The organism is Pseudomonas sp. MF08817, assembly GCF_059862705.1.
In genome coordinates, this window is record NZ_JCBCUY010000017.1 from 55,951 (window position 1) to 71,629 (window position 15,679).

Here is a 15,679-nt window from a genome sequence, read left to right on the forward strand (position 1 = left end):
CCTACAACCACCAGTCATTACTTAAGCAACTCGAAACTCCCGGGTGCCGTGCCCGGGTTTTTGCCCCCAGCGCCGCCATGGTTGCGGCCCGCAAACGAGGAGTTTTTGTCTGATGAGCACGAAAAAACCAGCCCCGCCGCCCAAGAGCGAGCTAGCGGGCACCGACACCGCTGACCGCGCCAACACCAACGCCAAGTTGCAGAGCCTGGAGCGCTTCCGTTCCGACGCCACCGGCCAGGCCCTGCGCACCAACCAGGGCGTGAAAATCGCCGACAACCAGAACACTCTGAAGGTCGGCGCACGTGGGCCTTCGCTGCTGGAAGACTTCATCATGCGTGAGAAAATCACGCACTTTGACCATGAGCGGATTCCCGAACGCATCGTCCACGCCCGCGGAACTGGCGCCCATGGTTACTTCCAGAGCTATGCCGACCACTCGGCCCTGACCAAGGTCGGGTTCCTAACCGACCCGCAGAAGAAAACCCCGGTGTTCGTGCGCTTTTCCACGGTGCAGGGGCCCCGTGGTTCCGGGGACACCGTGCGGGATGTGCGGGGTTTCGCGGTGAAGTTTTTTACCGACGAAGGTAATTTCGATTTGGTCGGCAACAACATGCCGGTGTTTTTCATACAGGACGCGATTAAGTTTCCCGACTTCGTCCACGCGGTAAAACCCGAGCCCCACAACGAAATACCTACCGGCGGCTCGGCTCACGACACGTTTTGGGACTTTGTCTCCCTGCAACCGGAGTCGGCACACATGGTGATCTGGGCCATGTCCGACCGAGCCATTCCTAAAAGCCTACGCACCATGCAGGGTTTTGGGGTGCACAGCTTTCGCCTGATTAACGCTGAGGGCCGGTCCAGCTTCGTCAAGTTCCACTGGCGGCCGGCCGCCGGCACCTGTTCGCTGGTGTGGGACGAAGCGCAGAAGCTGGCGGGCAAGGATACCGACTACCATCGCCGGGACCTGTGGGAAGCCATCGAGTGCGGGGATTACCCGGAGTGGGAATTCGGCGTGCAGATCATCGCCGAAGAAGACGAGCACACGTTCGACTTCGACATTCTCGACCCCACCAAGTTGATCCCCGAAGAGCTGGTACCCATCACGCCCCTGGGCAAAATGGTGCTCAACCGCAACCCGGACAACTTCTTCGCCGAAACCGAGCAAGTGGCGTTCTGCCCTGGGCATATCGTGCCGGGCATCGACTTTTCCAATGACCCGTTGCTACAAGGCCGGCTGTTTTCCTACACAGATACCCAGATCAGCCGGCTGGGCGGGCCGAATTTTCATGAGCTACCCATCAACCGCCCTGTCGCGCCATTCCACAATGGCCAGCGCGACGCCATGCACCGCACCACCATCGACAAAGGTCGGGCCTCGTATGAGCCCAACTCCATCGATGGCGGCTGGCCAAAGGAAACCCCTGCGGCCGCACGGGATGGCGGCTTCGAGAGCTACCCAGAGCGTATCGACGCGCACAAGATTCGCCAGCGTAGCGAGTCGTTCAGCGACCACTTCTCCCAGGCGCGGCTGTTTTTTCGCAGCATGAGCAAGCACGAGCAAGAGCACATCATCGCGGCGTACAGCTTTGAGCTGGGCAAGGTCGAGCGCGAGTTCATTCGTGCGCGCCAGGTCAACGAGATCCTGGCCAATATCGACCTGGAACTGGCTCGCCGCGTGGCGCACAACCTGGGCCTGCCGGCGCCGACCCAGGGCACGCAGGTCGAACGCAAGACCAAGCCTGAGCGTTCGCCGGCGCTGAGCCAGGTAAACCTGCTGTCGGGAGACATCAAGACGCGCAAGGTGGCGATACTGGCCGCCAACGGTGTGGACGGGGCGGCAATCAGTGCGCTGAAAAAAGCCCTTGAGGCCGCTGGTGCCCACGCCAAGTTGCTGGGGCCGACCTCGGCGCCGGTCACCACTGCTGATGGCAAGGTACTCGCGGTGGATGGCTCCATGGAGGGGCTGCCCTCGGTGGCGTTCGACGCGGTGTTTGTGCCCGGTGGTGCCAAATCGGTACAGGCTTTGAGCACCGATGGGGTGGCGCTGCACTACCTGTTGGAGGCCTACAAGCATTTGAAGGCGATTGCCTTGGCCGGTGAGGCCAAGCAGTTGTTGCAAGTGCTGCACCTGGAGGCTGATGCGGGGTTGATCGTGGGCGCGGACGCCAAGGCGTTAAAGGCGTTCTTTGCCGCAATCGCCCAGCATCGGGTCTGGGCGCGCGAGGCGAAGGCCAAGGGCATACCGGCCTGACTCGCGGCCTCTGATCGCCGCGTCAAGCCCGTTCCCACCGTGATGTGGGAACGGGCCGGCAGGTCTTACAGTCCGTCGCGCAGGACTTCTACTTTCCAGCGCTGGCGGATGTTCACCGCCTCATAGGTATTGACCCAATCCTCGCTGATGGGTGGCGCGACACTGTTGTCACTGCGCGGAATTACATCATTGAGTGCGGGGGCCTTCGGATAACTGGTCCATGGAATATTCAGGGGGTTGAAGGGGTTGGACGGGATGTCCTGGAACACCATGGAATCGTCGGGGATTACTTTAAGTTGGTCTTGATCGACATATAAACGCCAGCTCTTATTGAAGTTAGAATGCAGGCGGTCCGCACTCCAGTACCACTGCTGTCGGTTGTCAATTTTGCATTGCTCAGTGATTAAGGTGCCGCGATCCTCATCAACGTTCAGGCACGATTCGCTTGCCCGATTCACATAACGTTTTTGATCGTCATATCCCCACTGCTGGTGAGGGTTGGTTCCGGAGCAAGATTCCATTGTGGTGTCTTTGCCGGGGTTCGTGGTCAAGCATTTGCCCTCGCCGTACTGGGATCGAATCAGCACAGTGATTTCTCGGGTCAAGTAAGGACTGTTCAGGTCCAGTTCGTAGTTTTGTATATCTTGGAAGTTTTCTAAGTCTTCCTTTGACTCAATGCTTGAGCGGTTATACCACCATTCATTTTTGGCCAAGGTATAGCCACCGCCAATAATGACGGTTGCCGGGCCGGTGTAAGTGCCAGGCAGTTCCCATAATGTATAAGAGTCCAGCGAGGCGGAGCGCATCATCGGCGTCATTCGGTGTTCATTCAGAACAGGGAGGGTCGCAGTATTGCGTTCAAAAAGCACTGACTTTAACTTCGTATCGATCAAAGCCTGCCATTCGACACCTTGTTTAGTGTCCGTGGCGATCAAAGAATAATCCTTGAACTTGTAGGCCAGGGTCTTACTGATTTCATGGGTTATGTTGGCGTTGATACTGAAGGGGGTTTTTGCCGCGAACTCAAGTTGCTCCTTGGGCGTGGCGCTGATTTCGCCGCCCAGTGAGCCGCCAATGGCGAACCCCTGCCTTTTCGTTTCGGAAAAATCAAACTCGGTTCGAGAGTCGCTCACCGGGGAAAAATCCACCAGCGCTGGCGTCACGCCTTTGGCGCTCAGGCCATGGGAGAAAGTATAGGCGTGTGGCAAGTACGCCCCCCACAGGTTATTGCCTTCGCCTCCGATGACCACACCATTTTGGGATGACTTGACGGTGGTTGGGCTCGCATTGATGAGGACGAATTTCTTGTCCTGGCTCAGGGTCACGCTGCGAATGACATCAATATTGACCACGGATGAAACCTGGCCATCGGGGTTGCTCAGTTGAATGTTGTAGGTGAGTTTGGGCAAACCGGCGAGGTTTGGTTCCGCCCCTGTATGACGCAGCGGGAGTGGTCGGCGTACGAGTGTTTTGGCTTGTGCGATCAAGTCGCTTTCTGCCGGCCCATCAAGGCGATAAACATCAATGGCGCCATTTTTACCGCGTTTGAACAGCGCGTAGTCAAAGGGGCCGGACAGGCCAAAGATGCTGGAGACTTTTTTGCGAAGTTCCGCGGAACGGCTGTCCGATTTCAACAGCACGGCCATGTTGGAAGCGAATACTTTCTTTACTTTTTCGAGGGCCTGGTCATCGTCGGCAATGGCGGCAATATCGAGGAAGGCAAAGGAGTTCGTTTTATGCTTGGAAATGAATTGCTCCAACTCCCGGTTACCAATGTCTGCGCCTTGAACGTTTGATTTGACGACGGAGGAAGGTGTGCCAAACATCAAGATGGGTTCGTTGCCCGATACTCCCTCCTGTGCCAGGCTACCTCGCACAACAGCCATCGTTAGAAGCCCGAACATAAATACTTTACTGCAGGTTCTTATTTTCACTATTACATCCTTGTCGTTCAATATTTTCTGTAATAAATAAAATTCGTTGGCCGCCTGTTGAATGATAGGGCTCACTAGGCAGAGGTTTTCCGAGCACACTCAAAAATAAAAAAGGCGGCGACAAACTCAAGCTAGCAAGATAAAGCGCTAGCGCAATGATAAAACATGAAAGGAAATAATATCCCGAGTAACTATTGCTTGTGGCCAGCACGCTCTTGGGACTATTCGAACTGCTAGTGGGTAATTTGGATTAATGCAGGTTAATTGTATTCACATGAGTGGCGGAGGTTTTTCATTCAAACGAAAACACCCTTTTCCTTCGAGCCCCAACCCGATGCGGGAGGGTGAAGAAAAAGGGCGTTGCGTCGTTGTGCAGGAGGGTTACGGTGCCTTGCGTGGGCTCAAGACCAGTTGCGCGGGGACGTGGCGCAAGATCTGGCGCTGAATCTTAAGGTCGAAACCAGCATCGAGTTTTTTCACCCGTTTGGTCAGCAGAGTGGCCAGCCAAGGATAGTCCTGGGTGCGGGGTGCTTGAATGGCGACGTCGCACTGGTAATTCACCACATCGGCGGCGATGGCGTCGAGTTGCCGGCGCAATTTCCGGCTATCGCCGATGTTCAGCGCGATAGTGGTGCTCGGCGCGGTCGGGTCGATTAGCTTGGCGGCCGGTTTGGCTTCGGCAGCTTTGAGGGCGGCTTCGACTTTATCCAGCTCGGCCTTGCGGGCGTGGGCGATGGCGCTGTTGACGCCGCCGGTCAGCGCCGGGGCCTTGGGCATCAGCGCGCGGGCTCGGCTCAGGGCGGTGGCGGCGGCGTTGACGTCGCCCTTTTGCAGCACGATCTGGCTGCGTTGCAGGTACGCCTCGGCCAATTGGCGCTGGTATTGCTCCAGGGCCGGGTCGTTCGGCGCCTGGGCCTGCAAGGTGTTGAGTTGGTCTTCGGCAGTGGCCAGCTCGCTGCTGGCAATGCTTTGCTCCAGTTGTGCAATGGCCGTAGCCCGGGCGTCCGGGGCTTCGGTGGCGGCTGGCGGGGTGCTTTGGCAGGCGCCCAGCAACAGGGTGAATGCAACAAGGAGCAGATAACGGGAGGCGAACGGCTTCATTCCTGCGACTCTCTGATTGCGCAAAAAACGAGCAAGTCTACACCCCTCGGCGGGGCAGGACAAAACTCAGCAAAAACAGGGCGGCGGCCGTCACCACGATGGATGGACCGGCCGGCGTGTCCTTGAACCATGACAGCGCCAGGCCACCAACGACTGCGAGCATACCCAACAGGCTCGCGCCCAGGGCCATTTGTTCCGGCGAGCGGGCGTGGCGTTGTGCCGCAGCGGCCGGGATGATGAGCAGCGAGGTAATCAGCAGCACGCCGACAATCTTCATCGCCACCGCGATCACCACGGCGATCAACAGCATCAGCACCAAGCGCAGCGCCGCCACCGGCAGGCCTTCGACCCGTGCCAGCTCTTCGTGCACGGTGACCGCCAGCAAGGGGCGCCACAAGGCCACCAGCAACGCCAGGACCGCTGCGCTGCCGCCCAGGATCCAGGCCAGGTCGGCGGGGCTGATGGCTAGCAGATCGCCGAACAGGTACGCCATCAGGTCGATCCGAACGTCGTGCATGAAGCTTAGTACGACCAGGCCGAGTGAGAGGGTGCTAGGGGCAAGAATACCCAGCAGCGTGTCGGATGCCAGGGATTGGCGCTGTTGCAGGGTCACCAGCAACACCGCCAGCAGCAGGCACCCGGCAGTGACGGCGACGGCAGGGCTGACATCCAGTAAAAAGCCCAGGGCCACGCCCAGCAGCGCCGCGTGGGACAGGGTGTCGCCAAAGTAGGCCATGCGCCGCCAGACCACGAACGAGCCCAGGGGGCCCGCAACGACCGCCAGGGCCAGGCCTGCCAGCAGGGCGTAGAGCAGAAAATCAGCCATGCTTGCAGCCATCTCCGTGAACGTGTGGGGTATCGCTGACCACCGCGCCATGCAGGTCATGGGCGTGGTCGTGATGGTGGTGGTAGATCGCCAGGCTCTGGGCGTTCTTGCCGAACAGCTCGACGAACGCCGGGTCGCCGCTGACCTGCTCGGGGTGGCCGGAGCAGCATACGTGACGGTTGAGGCACACCACTTGGTCGGTGGTGCTCATCACCAGGTGCAGGTCGTGGGAAACCATCAGCACGCCGCAGCCGTGGCGGTCGCGCAGGCGTGTAATCAGGCTATACAGCTCGGCCTGCCCGGCGACATCAACGCCTTGTACCGGTTCGTCGAGCACCAGCAGTTCCGGTTCGCGCAGTAAGGCGCGGGCTAGCAACACGCGCTGCATCTCGCCGCCGGAAACGCTCTGTACCGGGCTGTCGATGACCTTTTCGGCGCCCACTTCCTTGAGGGCCGCCAGCGCGCGCGGGCGATCCACCCCCGGCACCAGTCGCAGAAAACGTAGCACCGAAAGGGGCAACGTCGGGTCCACATGGAGTTTCTGCGGCATGTAGCCGACCCGCAGCTTCGGCTTGCGCCACACCGTGCCGCTGTCGGGCTTGAGCAGGCCGAGCACGGCGCGCACCAGGGTGGTCTTGCCAGCGCCGTTGGGGCCGATCAGGGTGACGATTTGCCTGGGCTCGACGCTCAGTTGGATGTTGTCGAGCACGGTTTGCCCGGCGAAGGTCACCGCAACCTGATCGAGACGGATCAACGCAGTGCTCATCAAGCCTCCTGGCAGCCCGAACACAGGCCGACAATTTCGACGGTTTGGCCTTCCACCACAAAGCCCACCTCGCGGGCGCTGCTGACAATCGCGTCGCTGATGGATTTTTGCTCCAGCTCAATGGCGGCGTGGCATTGGCGGCAAATCAGGAACTGGCCCTGGTGGGCGTGCTCGGGGTGATTGCAGCCGATAAAGGCGTTGAGGGACGAGATGCGATGGACCAGGCCGTTTTCCAGGAGAAAGTCCAAGGCGCGGTACACGGTGGGTGGCGCGGCGCGGCGACCGTCCTGCTCGCTGAGTACGGCGAGGATGTCGTAGGCGCCCAGCGGTTTGTGGCTTTGCCAGACCAGTTCCAGCACTCGGCGGCGCAGTGCGGTCAGGCGCAGGCCTTTACGGGCGCAAAGCGCATCGGCTTGCGACAACGCGCTGTGGACGCAATGGGAGTGGTCATGGGGACGGCTGGCCAGCGGTGTAATAGGCATGAGCGGCGACGATGTTTGTGAGAGACGTTATTATGTTACCCGTTCTCGCCTCTGTGAGTGGTCATCGTGTCCCGACTTTTTGCCATCCTTGTCACATTTACTGCCAGTTTGTTCGCCTTGGGCAGCGCCCAGGCCGAGGTCAGCGTCCTGACCAGCATCAAGCCTCTACAACTGATTGCCGCTGCCGTGCAGGACGGTGTGGCGGTGCCCGAGGTGTTGCTACCGCCCGGTGCGTCGCCCCATAACTTTGCGCTGCGCCCATCTGATGTAAGGCGCGTGCAGTCGGCGGACCTGCTGTATTGGATCGGCCCGGACATGGAAGGCTTTCTGCCGCGTGTCCTGAAAAACCGCACCCTGCCGGCCGTGGCGGTGCAAGAGCTGCCGGGGTTGCAATTGCGCCATTTTGGCGAAGATAGCCACTCCCACGACGAAGATGCCGACGAGCATGACCACGATCACCGCCCTGGCAGTTTGGATGCGCATCTGTGGTTGTCGTCGGTCAACGCCCGGGTGATCGCAGAAAAAATGGCGGCGGATCTGAGCGCTGCCGACCCTGCCAACAGCGCGCGCTATCAAAGTAACCTCAAGGCTTTTGAGGCGCGCCTCGACGCGTTGGACGGGCGCTTGAAGGCGCGTTTGGCCGCAGTGGCGGGCAAGCCGTACTTCGTGTTCCACGAGGCGTTCGACTACTTCGAGGCCAGCTATGGCCTCAAGCACGCCGGGGTTTTCAGCGTAGCAGCCGAGGTGCAACCCGGTGCCCAGCATGTGGCGGCGATGCGCAAGCGTTTGCAGGAAGTGGGCAAGACCTGCGTCTTCAGCGAGCCACCCCTGCGCCCGCGGCTGGCCGAGACGCTGGTGGCCGGGCTGCCGGTGAAACTGGCGGAACTGGATGCGCTGGGCGGCTATACCCCGGCCGCTGCCCAGGGTTATGAGCAGATGCTGGAGAAACTGGGCACTGACCTGGCGGGATGCCTGGAGTCGCTGTAGGAAGCGGGCTTGCCCGCGCTGGGCTGCGCAGCAGTCCTAAAACGCGGTAAACGCAAATGAGGGCCGCCGTGCGCCCCAGCGCGGGCGAGCCCGCTTGTTACAAGGCAAAGGGTAAGGGTGTCTGGATCTGCTGGCGCTGGGCCAGGCGTTGTTGAAATTCCATCGGGTCGTGGATCAACACGTCCTGGCCGGCGAAGGACTCGGCGGCAATCAGGCGCGACAGCCAGAACCGCACACAGGCAATGCGCAGCATCGTTGGCCATAGCTCGGCTTCGGCGGCAGTGAACGGCCGCAGCGCGGCATAGGCGCCGAGCAAGGCCCGCGCGCGCGGCCCATCGATGGCGCCGGTGTCATCCGAGCACCAATCGTTCAGGGCAATGGCCACGTCATAGAGCATTGGTCCGGAACAGGCGTTATAGAAGTCAATCAACCCGGTCAGGTGAGTGCCCTCGAACATCGCGTTGTCGCGGAACAGGTCGGCGTGGATGTTGGCTTGCGGCAGCGCGGGGATTTTCGCCTTGCCCTGTGTGATTTCTTCCAGGCTGCCTTGCAACAGGGCTTGCTGCACGGCGTCGAGGTGGGGCATCAACTGCATGCCTTCGGCCTGCATCCAATCCAGGCCCCGGTCGGTCTTGCGCTCGATCACGTTATCGCGTGTGGCCAGGTGCAGGTGGCCGAGCAACTCGCCCACTTGGGCGCAGTGCTGGGCATTGGCCTGCTTGATGTGCTTGCCCGCCAGGCGTGGTTGCAGCAGCGCAGGCTTGCCCGCCAGCTCGCGCAGCGCCTGGCCGTCGGTGGTGCGTAGCGCGTAGGGCACCGGCAGGTCGGCGTCGTGGAGCACATCGAGCAGTTGGATGAAAAACGGCATCTCCTGAACAGGGCCGCGCTCAACCAGGGTCAGGACGAATTCGCCACGCTCCAGGCTGATAAAGAAATTGGTGTTTTCGCTACCGGCGGCAATTCCCTGGAAGTCGAGCAGGCGGCCAAGCCCATAGGGGGCGAGAAAGGTTTCCAGCTCAGGCCGAGCCAGGGGGGTGAACACAGACATGGTTTAAAACTGCCAGTACGGGCGCCGCGGTCGAGCCGACGCCGATTTAAAGTTAAGAAGTTACTTCCACTCGAAGATTTTCCACGACGGAATCAACATGTCGGGCTGGTCCGAGCGGATGAAGTTCGCGTCAGTGCCATCGGCGCGCACCAAAAAGTAAGGCTTTCCACCTTTGGGCGTGACTTTAATGGCGTACAGGAAACCGTTTTGGCGGTATTCCTGGATGGTCTTGTTACCTTCGGTGCGGATGGTAACTTCCGGGTCCGCTGATGGCGCATCCTCTGCCGCAATCACGGTCAATGGCACGATTGCAATCAGGCCGGCGAGCAGCAAGCGATTTAGTGAACGCATGATAACCTTGTCCTTTTGTTGTCAACGGTCCCGCCATTCTAGCGCCGGACCCGCCGAAAAGGTTGATCGTGCTCATGAGCCAAGCTCCCCTCGTCCTGGTGGACGGTTCTTCTTACCTCTATCGCGCCTTCCACGCGATGCCGCCGCTGACCACCTCCAAAGGCATGCCGACCGGCGCGGTCAAGGGTGTGTTGAACATGCTCAAAAGCCTGCGCAAGCAATACCCGGACAGCCCGTTCGCGGTGGTATTCGACGCCAAGGGCGGTACGTTTCGCGATGAGATGTTCGCTGACTACAAGGCCAACCGCCCCAGCATGCCGGACGACATGCGGGTGCAGATCGAACCGCTGCACGCCAGCGTGCGTGCCCTGGGTTTCCCGCTGCTGTGCGTTGAAGGTGTCGAGGCCGATGACGTAATCGGCACCCTGGCCCGCAGTAGTGCGGCCGCCGACCGCCCGGTGGTGATCTCCACCGGCGACAAGGACATGGCGCAACTGGTCGATGGCCACATTACGCTGGTCAACACCATGTCGGAAACGTCGATGGACGTGGCTGGCGTGAAGGCGAAGTTTGGTGTCGCTCCTGAGCAGATCATCGATTTGCTGGCCTTGATGGGCGACTCCTCCGACAACATCCCAGGCGTCAAAGGCGTTGGCGAGAAGACCGCGGTCGGCCTGCTGGTGGGCGTCAATGGCGGCTTGAAAGAGCTTTACGACAACCTCGACCTAGTGCCGACGCTGCCGATCCGTGGGGCCAAAACCCTGCCGGCGAAGTTGCTGGAACACAAGGACATGGCGTTCCTGTCCTACCGCTTGGCGACCATCAAGGTCGATGTGCCGCTGGACATTGGCCTGGACGACCTGCACCTGGCCGAGCCGGACCGCGATAAGCTCGCTGAACTCTACTCTTTGATGGAGTTCAAGACTTGGATCGATGAGCTGCAACGCGACGTAAAGCGCGCCGAGCAGCAGGCCCAGGCCAAGGTGGCCGAAGCTGAGCCTGTCGAAGCGACGGAGGCAGAGGCCGATGAGCCCGCAACCGACATCCCGGCGTACGAAACCATCCTCGACCAGGCACGTTTTGACGTGTGGCTGCGTAAGCTCAACGACGCCAAGCTGTTTGCCTTCGACACGGAGACCACCGGCGTCGATGCCCAGCAGGCGCAATTGGTGGGGCTTTCTTTTGCCGTGCAGGCTAACGAAGCCGCTTATATTCCGCTGACGCACTCTTACATCGGTGTGCCGGATCAGTTGGACCGCGACACCGTGTTGCGTGCGCTCAAGCCGTTGCTGGAAGACCCGAGCAAGCTCAAGGTCGGCCAGCACGCCAAGTTCGACATGAACATCCTCGCCAACTGCGCCATTGGCGGCGACCCAGCCTGCGGCATCATGGTGCGCGGAATTGCCTTCGACACCATGCTCGAGTCCTACGTGCTCAACGCCACCGCGACCCGTCATGACATGGACAGCCTGGCGCAAAAATACCTGGGCTACACCACCACCAGTTTCCAGGACATCGCCGGCAAAGGGGTCAAGCAGCTCACCTTCGACCAGATCGCCCTCGAACAGGCTGGGCCCTATGCGGCCGAGGACGCGGACGTGACCCTGCGCCTGCACCTGGCGCTGCATGAGCAGCTCGCGGCCATTCCGAGCCTGGCCAAAGTATTGACCGATATTGAAATGCCATTGGTGCCCGTGCTGGCGCGGATTGAACGCCAGGGCGCATTGGTCGATGCCGCGCTGCTGGGCGTGCAAAGCATCGAGCTGGGGGACAAGATGGTCGCCCTGGAGCGCCAGGCCTTCGAGATCGCCGGTGAGGAGTTCAACCTCGGTTCACCCAAGCAACTGGGGGTCATCCTCTACGAGAAGCTTGGCCTGCCGGTATTGAAGAAAACCGCCAAGGGCCAGCCGTCCACTGCCGAGGAAGTGTTGGCGAAACTGGCCGAAGACGACTACCCGCTGCCCAAGGTGCTGATGCAGTACCGCTCCATGAGCAAGCTCAAGAGCACCTACACCGACCGCTTGCCCGAGCAGATCAACCCGCGTACCGGGCGCATCCACACGTCCTATCACCAGGCCGTGGCGGCCACGGGGCGCCTGTCTTCCAGCGACCCAAACCTGCAAAACATCCCCGTGCGCACCGCCGAAGGGCGGCGCATTCGCCAGGCCTTCGTTGCGCCCAAGGGCTACAAGCTCCTGGCGGCGGACTACTCGCAGATCGAGCTGCGCATCATGGCGCACCTGGCCAAGGATGCGGGTTTGCTCAGTGCCTTTCGCAATAACCTGGACGTGCACACCGCGACGGCGGCGGAAGTGTTCAAGGTAGACCTAGCGGCCGTCACCTCCGACCAGCGGCGCAGCGCGAAGGCGATCAACTTCGGGCTGATCTATGGCATGGGCGCGCAGAAACTGGGCAAGAGCATTGGCGTCGATACCAAGCAGGCCAAGGCCTACATCGACACCTACTTTGCCCGCTACCCCGGTGTTCGCGACTACATGGAGCGCACCCGCGCCCAGGCCTCGGAGCAGGGCTACGTGGAGACGCTCTTCGGGCGGCGCCTATACCTGCCCGAGATTCACTCCAATAAACCGCAAGAGCGCGCGGGTGCTGAACGCACGGCGATCAATGCGCCGATGCAGGGTACTGCGGCCGATATCATCAAGATCGCCATGGTGGCGGTGGATAACTGGCTGGCCGAATCCGGCCTGGACGCCAAAGTCATCCTGCAAGTGCACGACGAATTGGTGCTGGAAGTGCGCGAGGACTTGGTGGAGCAAGTCAGCGAGCAGATTCGCGGGCACATGAGCGCAGCAGCGAGCCTGGATGTGCCGCTTTTGGTGGAAGTCGGGGTGGGAAACAACTGGGATGAGGCCCATTAAGGCCATCTGAAGCGTTTTTTTGCTGCGGCATAGTGCCGCGGCAAAAGTAGGCAAATGGCTATTAGTTCAGAAAAGTCTTTCGGCTATCGCCAACTGTTTTTGAAGGGCGTCGGAACTAAAACCGTGAACCACCACTCAGAGTATCTTGAATGGGTGGTGAAGCCCTTCAATGCTCCTATGTTGTGTTAAGTGTTGGCAGATATCCGGATTGCGCCCTAGCGGTCTGGAACTTGGACCCCGAACTTCCCCTCCCCATACGAAGTCCGGGGTTTTTTTTGCGTGAAAACTTCCTATGAAATGAGCACGCTGCGCTAAAAGCGCGGGCCGAAATGCTCATTTACAGCCAGTAAGCTCCGCTTTCGACCCGCGCTTTTGCCTTGCCTGCTCATCCCACAGAAAGTTTTTGTCCTGCGCTCACGCCGGGGTTTCTGTGCCTTTGTCGGCCAGTTCCATCCAGCCCGCCAGTACGGTGTAGGCGTCTTCCAGGCCCATGCGTTTGGGGGCGGAGAAGAGTTGGATGGTGATTGCGTCGCCCCAGCCCCTGCGGATGTCGGCCTGTACTTTGAGCAAGGTGTTCTTGGCGGCGCCGTAGGTCAGTTTGTCGGCCTTGGTCAGCAGGATGTGCATGGGCATGCCGCTGGCCACGGCCCAGTCGAGCATCAACAGGTCGAAGTCGGTCATGGGATGACGGATGTCCATCATCAGAATCAACCCTTTCAGGCTTTCACGCCCGCCCAGGTAGGCTTCCAGGTGGCGCTGCCAGTGCAGCTTCAGCGGGATTGGCACCTTGGCGTAGCCGTAGCCGGGTAGGTCCACCAGGCGTCGCTCGTCGTCCAGCTTGAAAAAGTTCAGCAGTTGCGTACGCCCGGGGGTTTTCGAGGTGCGGGCCAGGCTGGCGTGGGTCAGGGTATTCAGGGCACTGGATTTGCCGGCGTTGGAACGCCCGGCGAAGGCCACTTCAAAGCCTTCGTCGTCGGGGCATTGGTCGACTTTGGCGGCGCTAAGCATGAAGGTGGACTGTTGGCACAGGCCGAGAATGGGGTTCTTGAGTTGCATGGGATTTCCGATGTGGGCGGTGCCGGGAATGGGTGCGGCAAGCAGTGTCGTTTCCGTTTCAGTAGCGCCAGTATATAATGTCGCAGATTTTGTGTGTGCTTTGTCCCGGCGTAGGATGAAGTCACGGGAGCGTTGACCTTGATTGCGCACTTAGAACGCAGCACGCTCTCAACCCTGAATAGGTCGTTTTATGACGAAATGGCTGCTAGCTGCCGGTGTCTTGATGCCGCTTTACAGCGCTCAGGCTACACAGGATCCGGAAGCTGTGTACAACCGTGTTTGTGGAGCCTGTCATTCCGGCCAACTCCCCATGGCGCCCCGCAAGGGCGATCGGGAAGCTTGGGCGCCACGATTGGCGCAAGGTATGGAGACGCTGGTGCAACACGTGACCCAGGGTTTCAAGGCGATGCCGCCGCGTGGTTTGTGCATGGACTGCAGTGCCGAGGATTACCAAGCAATCATCCACTGGATGAGCGAGTAAGCCCGGCCCATAACTCTTTTAACCCTTAGCCGTAGTTGGATTAGCTGATGAACAAACTGATCGTGAGTCTGCTGTTGACCTTGGGCATCACAGGTATCGCCAATGCTGCAGGCGAGAACGTGAAAGGCGATGCCGCCGCCGGCCAGGCGAAAGCTGCCGTTTGTGGTGCTTGCCATGGCCCTGATGGCAACAGCATGGCGCCAAACTTTCCAAAGCTGGCCGGCCAGGGCGAGAAGTACCTGACCAAGCAACTGCATGACATCAAGTCGGGCAAACGCACTGTGCTGGAAATGACGGGCCTGCTGACCAACCTGAGCGATCAGGACATGGCCGATATCTCCGCTTACTTCGCCAGCCAGAAAGGCAGCGTCGGCGCGGCGGATCCCAAACTCGTGGCGCGTGGTGAAGCCTTGTTCCGTGGCGGCAATCTGGAAAAAGGCCTGCCAGCCTGCACCGGTTGCCACTCGCCAAATGGCGCCGGCAATGCTGCCGCAGGTTTCCCACACATGGGTGGCCAGCACGCGGCTTACATCGCCAAGCAGCTGACTGACTTCCGCAAAGAAGAAGGCGGGCGCACCAACGATGGCGACCTCAAAACCATGCAGACCATCGCCAAGAAGCTCAGCGATGAAGACATCGCCGCAGTGTCGAGCTACATCCAGGGCCTGCACTAAGGCCGGATCGGTTCGCGCGGCGCGGGCTTGAGGCCTTTGCCGCGTTAACGCTCGATTAATCCATCGAGCATAAAAAGGGCGGCCCTGGCCGCCCTTTTTTGTGGCCGCTGCCGTTACACTAGCGAACTCATGCCCGCCGGGACCTGTCTGAGTACAGGCCTGCGAGGCGACCCAATTTTCCAGGAGTAAAGCATGCGTAATCTGATTCTCAGCGCCGCGCTCGTCGGTGCCAGCCTGCTGGGCATGAACGTCCAAGCGGCCCAAGAGCCGCTTGAAGCCGGTAAGCAATACATGGAGCTGAGCAATGCGGTTCCTGTCTCTGTTCCGGGCAAGATCGAAGTGGTCGAGTTGTTCTGGTATGGCTGCCCGCACTGCTATTCGTTCGAGCCGGTCATCAATCCGTGGGTTGAGAAGCTGCCTAAGGATGTGAACTTCAAGCGCATCCCGGCGATGTTCGGCGGTCCTTGGGACGCGCACGGCCAGATGTTCCTGACCCTGGAAGCCATGGGTGTGGAGCACAAGGTGCACGCTGCCGTGTTCGAAGCCATTCAGAAACAACGCAAGCCACTGACCAAGCCTGACGACATGGCTGACTTCCTGGCCACCCAAGGCGTCGATAAAGACAAGTTCCTGGCGACCTTCAACTCCTTCGCGATCAAAGGTCAGGTCAACCAAGCCAAGGAACTGGCCAAGAAGTATGAAATCACCGGTGTACCGAGCCTGGTCGTCAACGGCAAGTATCGCTTTGACCTGGGCACCGCTGGTGGTCCGGAGGGTGTGCTGAACGTGGCCGACCAGTTGATCGTCAAGGAGCGCGCCGCTAAGTAAGCGGCGCCTACC

14 protein-coding genes are annotated in these 15,679 nt (G+C 60.1%); 6 read left to right on the top strand and 8 right to left on the bottom strand.

All coding sequences use genetic code 11. The features are described 5' to 3' along the window. Positions 1 to 112: 112 nt before the first annotated feature. Positions 113 to 2,254 carry a catalase HPII gene (gene katE, locus AC19YR_RS12625; protein ID WP_500598682.1) on the top strand — a complete coding sequence of 714 codons (2,142 nt, stop codon included), beginning with the start codon at positions 113 to 115 and terminating at the stop codon, positions 2,252 to 2,254. Between the two features lie 65 nt (positions 2,255 to 2,319). Here katE and AC19YR_RS12630 read toward each other — a convergent pair whose 3' ends face one another. The 5 genes from AC19YR_RS12630 to AC19YR_RS12650 form a co-directional block, all read right to left on the bottom strand. Next, complete coding sequence (locus AC19YR_RS12630) at positions 2,320 to 4,263, bottom strand: RICIN domain-containing protein (RefSeq protein WP_500598683.1); 1,944 nt, start codon at positions 4,261 to 4,263, stop codon at positions 2,320 to 2,322. Positions 4,264 to 4,569: 306 nt separating this feature from the next. Continuing rightward, the gene (locus AC19YR_RS12635) at positions 4,570 to 5,289 is read right to left on the bottom strand and encodes a PA5502 family lipoprotein (protein WP_095110275.1); all 720 of its coding nucleotides are present in this window, start codon (positions 5,287 to 5,289) and stop codon (positions 4,570 to 4,572) included. A 37-nt stretch (positions 5,290 to 5,326) separates the two neighbouring features. Continuing rightward, positions 5,327 to 6,115: a zinc ABC transporter permease subunit ZnuB gene (gene znuB / locus AC19YR_RS12640; RefSeq protein ID WP_095110276.1), complete on the bottom strand. Its 789-nt coding sequence runs from the start codon at positions 6,113 to 6,115 to the stop codon at positions 5,327 to 5,329. Then, positions 6,108 to 6,881, bottom strand: coding sequence for a zinc ABC transporter ATP-binding protein ZnuC (znuC, locus tag AC19YR_RS12645; protein WP_095110278.1), 774 nt, complete (start codon positions 6,879 to 6,881; stop codon positions 6,108 to 6,110). The genes znuB and znuC overlap by 8 nt, the downstream gene beginning before the upstream one ends. Continuing rightward, complete coding sequence (locus AC19YR_RS12650; protein ID WP_095110279.1) at positions 6,881 to 7,363, bottom strand: Fur family transcriptional regulator; 483 nt, start codon at positions 7,361 to 7,363, stop codon at positions 6,881 to 6,883. The genes znuC and AC19YR_RS12650 overlap by 1 nt, the downstream gene beginning before the upstream one ends. A gap of 57 nt (positions 7,364 to 7,420) precedes the next feature. On the opposite strand from AC19YR_RS12650, the gene AC19YR_RS12655 reads away from it, so the two are divergent. After that, positions 7,421 to 8,350, top strand: coding sequence for a zinc ABC transporter substrate-binding protein (locus AC19YR_RS12655; RefSeq protein WP_500598687.1), 930 nt, complete (start codon positions 7,421 to 7,423; stop codon positions 8,348 to 8,350). Between the two features lie 97 nt (positions 8,351 to 8,447). On the opposite strand, the gene AC19YR_RS12660 is transcribed toward AC19YR_RS12655, so the two are convergent. Both AC19YR_RS12660 and AC19YR_RS12665 read right to left on the bottom strand, forming a co-directional pair. Then, the gene (locus tag AC19YR_RS12660; protein WP_500598688.1) at positions 8,448 to 9,398 is read right to left on the bottom strand and encodes a homoserine kinase; all 951 of its coding nucleotides are present in this window, start codon (positions 9,396 to 9,398) and stop codon (positions 8,448 to 8,450) included. A gap of 60 nt (positions 9,399 to 9,458) precedes the next feature. After that, entirely contained in the window at positions 9,459 to 9,749 is a 291-nt protein-coding gene (locus AC19YR_RS12665) for a DUF2782 domain-containing protein (RefSeq protein ID WP_095110284.1), read from the bottom strand. A gap of 74 nt (positions 9,750 to 9,823) precedes the next feature. Here AC19YR_RS12665 and polA point away from each other — a divergent pair, with 74 nt between their 5' ends. Next, positions 9,824 to 12,628 (top strand): DNA polymerase I, encoded by a 2,805-nt coding sequence (gene polA / locus AC19YR_RS12670; protein WP_095110286.1) that lies wholly within the window; start codon positions 9,824 to 9,826, stop codon positions 12,626 to 12,628. A gap of 414 nt (positions 12,629 to 13,042) precedes the next feature. Here the strand turns inward: polA and yihA are convergent, their stop codons facing one another. Beyond that, positions 13,043 to 13,684 (bottom strand): ribosome biogenesis GTP-binding protein YihA/YsxC, encoded by a 642-nt coding sequence (gene yihA, locus AC19YR_RS12675; RefSeq protein ID WP_095110288.1) that lies wholly within the window; start codon positions 13,682 to 13,684, stop codon positions 13,043 to 13,045. Positions 13,685 to 13,874: 190 nt separating this feature from the next. On the opposite strand from yihA, the gene AC19YR_RS12680 reads away from it, so the two are divergent. From AC19YR_RS12680 to dsbA, 3 genes are all read left to right on the top strand, one after another. Continuing rightward, entirely contained in the window at positions 13,875 to 14,165 is a 291-nt protein-coding gene (locus AC19YR_RS12680) for a c-type cytochrome (RefSeq protein WP_095110289.1), read from the top strand. 47 nt (positions 14,166 to 14,212) lie between these two features. Further along, on the top strand, positions 14,213 to 14,839 hold the full coding sequence (locus AC19YR_RS12685; RefSeq protein ID WP_095110291.1) for a c-type cytochrome: 627 nt from the start codon (positions 14,213 to 14,215) through the stop codon (positions 14,837 to 14,839). Between the two features lie 192 nt (positions 14,840 to 15,031). Continuing rightward, positions 15,032 to 15,667 carry a thiol:disulfide interchange protein DsbA gene (gene dsbA / locus AC19YR_RS12690; protein ID WP_095110292.1) on the top strand — a complete coding sequence of 212 codons (636 nt, stop codon included), beginning with the start codon at positions 15,032 to 15,034 and terminating at the stop codon, positions 15,665 to 15,667. Positions 15,668 to 15,679 lie beyond the last annotated feature (12 nt).

Excerpts from the sequence above, each read along its gene's own strand:
- yihA (WP_095110288.1), bottom strand. The coding sequence starts at position 13,684 with ATGCAACTCAAGAACCCCATTCTCGGCCTGTGCCAACAGTCCACCTTC.
- AC19YR_RS12680 (WP_095110289.1), top strand. The coding sequence starts at position 13,875 with ATGACGAAATGGCTGCTAGCTGCCGGTGTCTTGATGCCGCTTTACAGC.
- dsbA (WP_095110292.1), top strand. The coding sequence starts at position 15,032 with ATGCGTAATCTGATTCTCAGCGCCGCGCTCGTCGGTGCCAGCCTGCTG.
- znuB (WP_095110276.1), bottom strand. The coding sequence starts at position 6,115 with ATGGCTGATTTTCTGCTCTACGCCCTGCTGGCAGGCCTGGCCCTGGCG.
- AC19YR_RS12685 (WP_095110291.1), top strand. The coding sequence starts at position 14,213 with ATGAACAAACTGATCGTGAGTCTGCTGTTGACCTTGGGCATCACAGGT.
- polA (WP_095110286.1), top strand. The coding sequence starts at position 9,824 with ATGAGCCAAGCTCCCCTCGTCCTGGTGGACGGTTCTTCTTACCTCTAT.
- AC19YR_RS12660 (WP_500598688.1), bottom strand. The coding sequence starts at position 9,398 with ATGTCTGTGTTCACCCCCCTGGCTCGGCCTGAGCTGGAAACCTTTCTC.
- AC19YR_RS12665 (WP_095110284.1), bottom strand. The coding sequence starts at position 9,749 with ATGCGTTCACTAAATCGCTTGCTGCTCGCCGGCCTGATTGCAATCGTG.
- AC19YR_RS12635 (WP_095110275.1), bottom strand. The coding sequence starts at position 5,289 with ATGAAGCCGTTCGCCTCCCGTTATCTGCTCCTTGTTGCATTCACCCTG.
- AC19YR_RS12650 (WP_095110279.1), bottom strand. The coding sequence starts at position 7,363 with ATGCCTATTACACCGCTGGCCAGCCGTCCCCATGACCACTCCCATTGC.
- katE (WP_500598682.1), top strand. The coding sequence starts at position 113 with ATGAGCACGAAAAAACCAGCCCCGCCGCCCAAGAGCGAGCTAGCGGGC.
- znuC (WP_095110278.1), bottom strand. The coding sequence starts at position 6,881 with ATGAGCACTGCGTTGATCCGTCTCGATCAGGTTGCGGTGACCTTCGCC.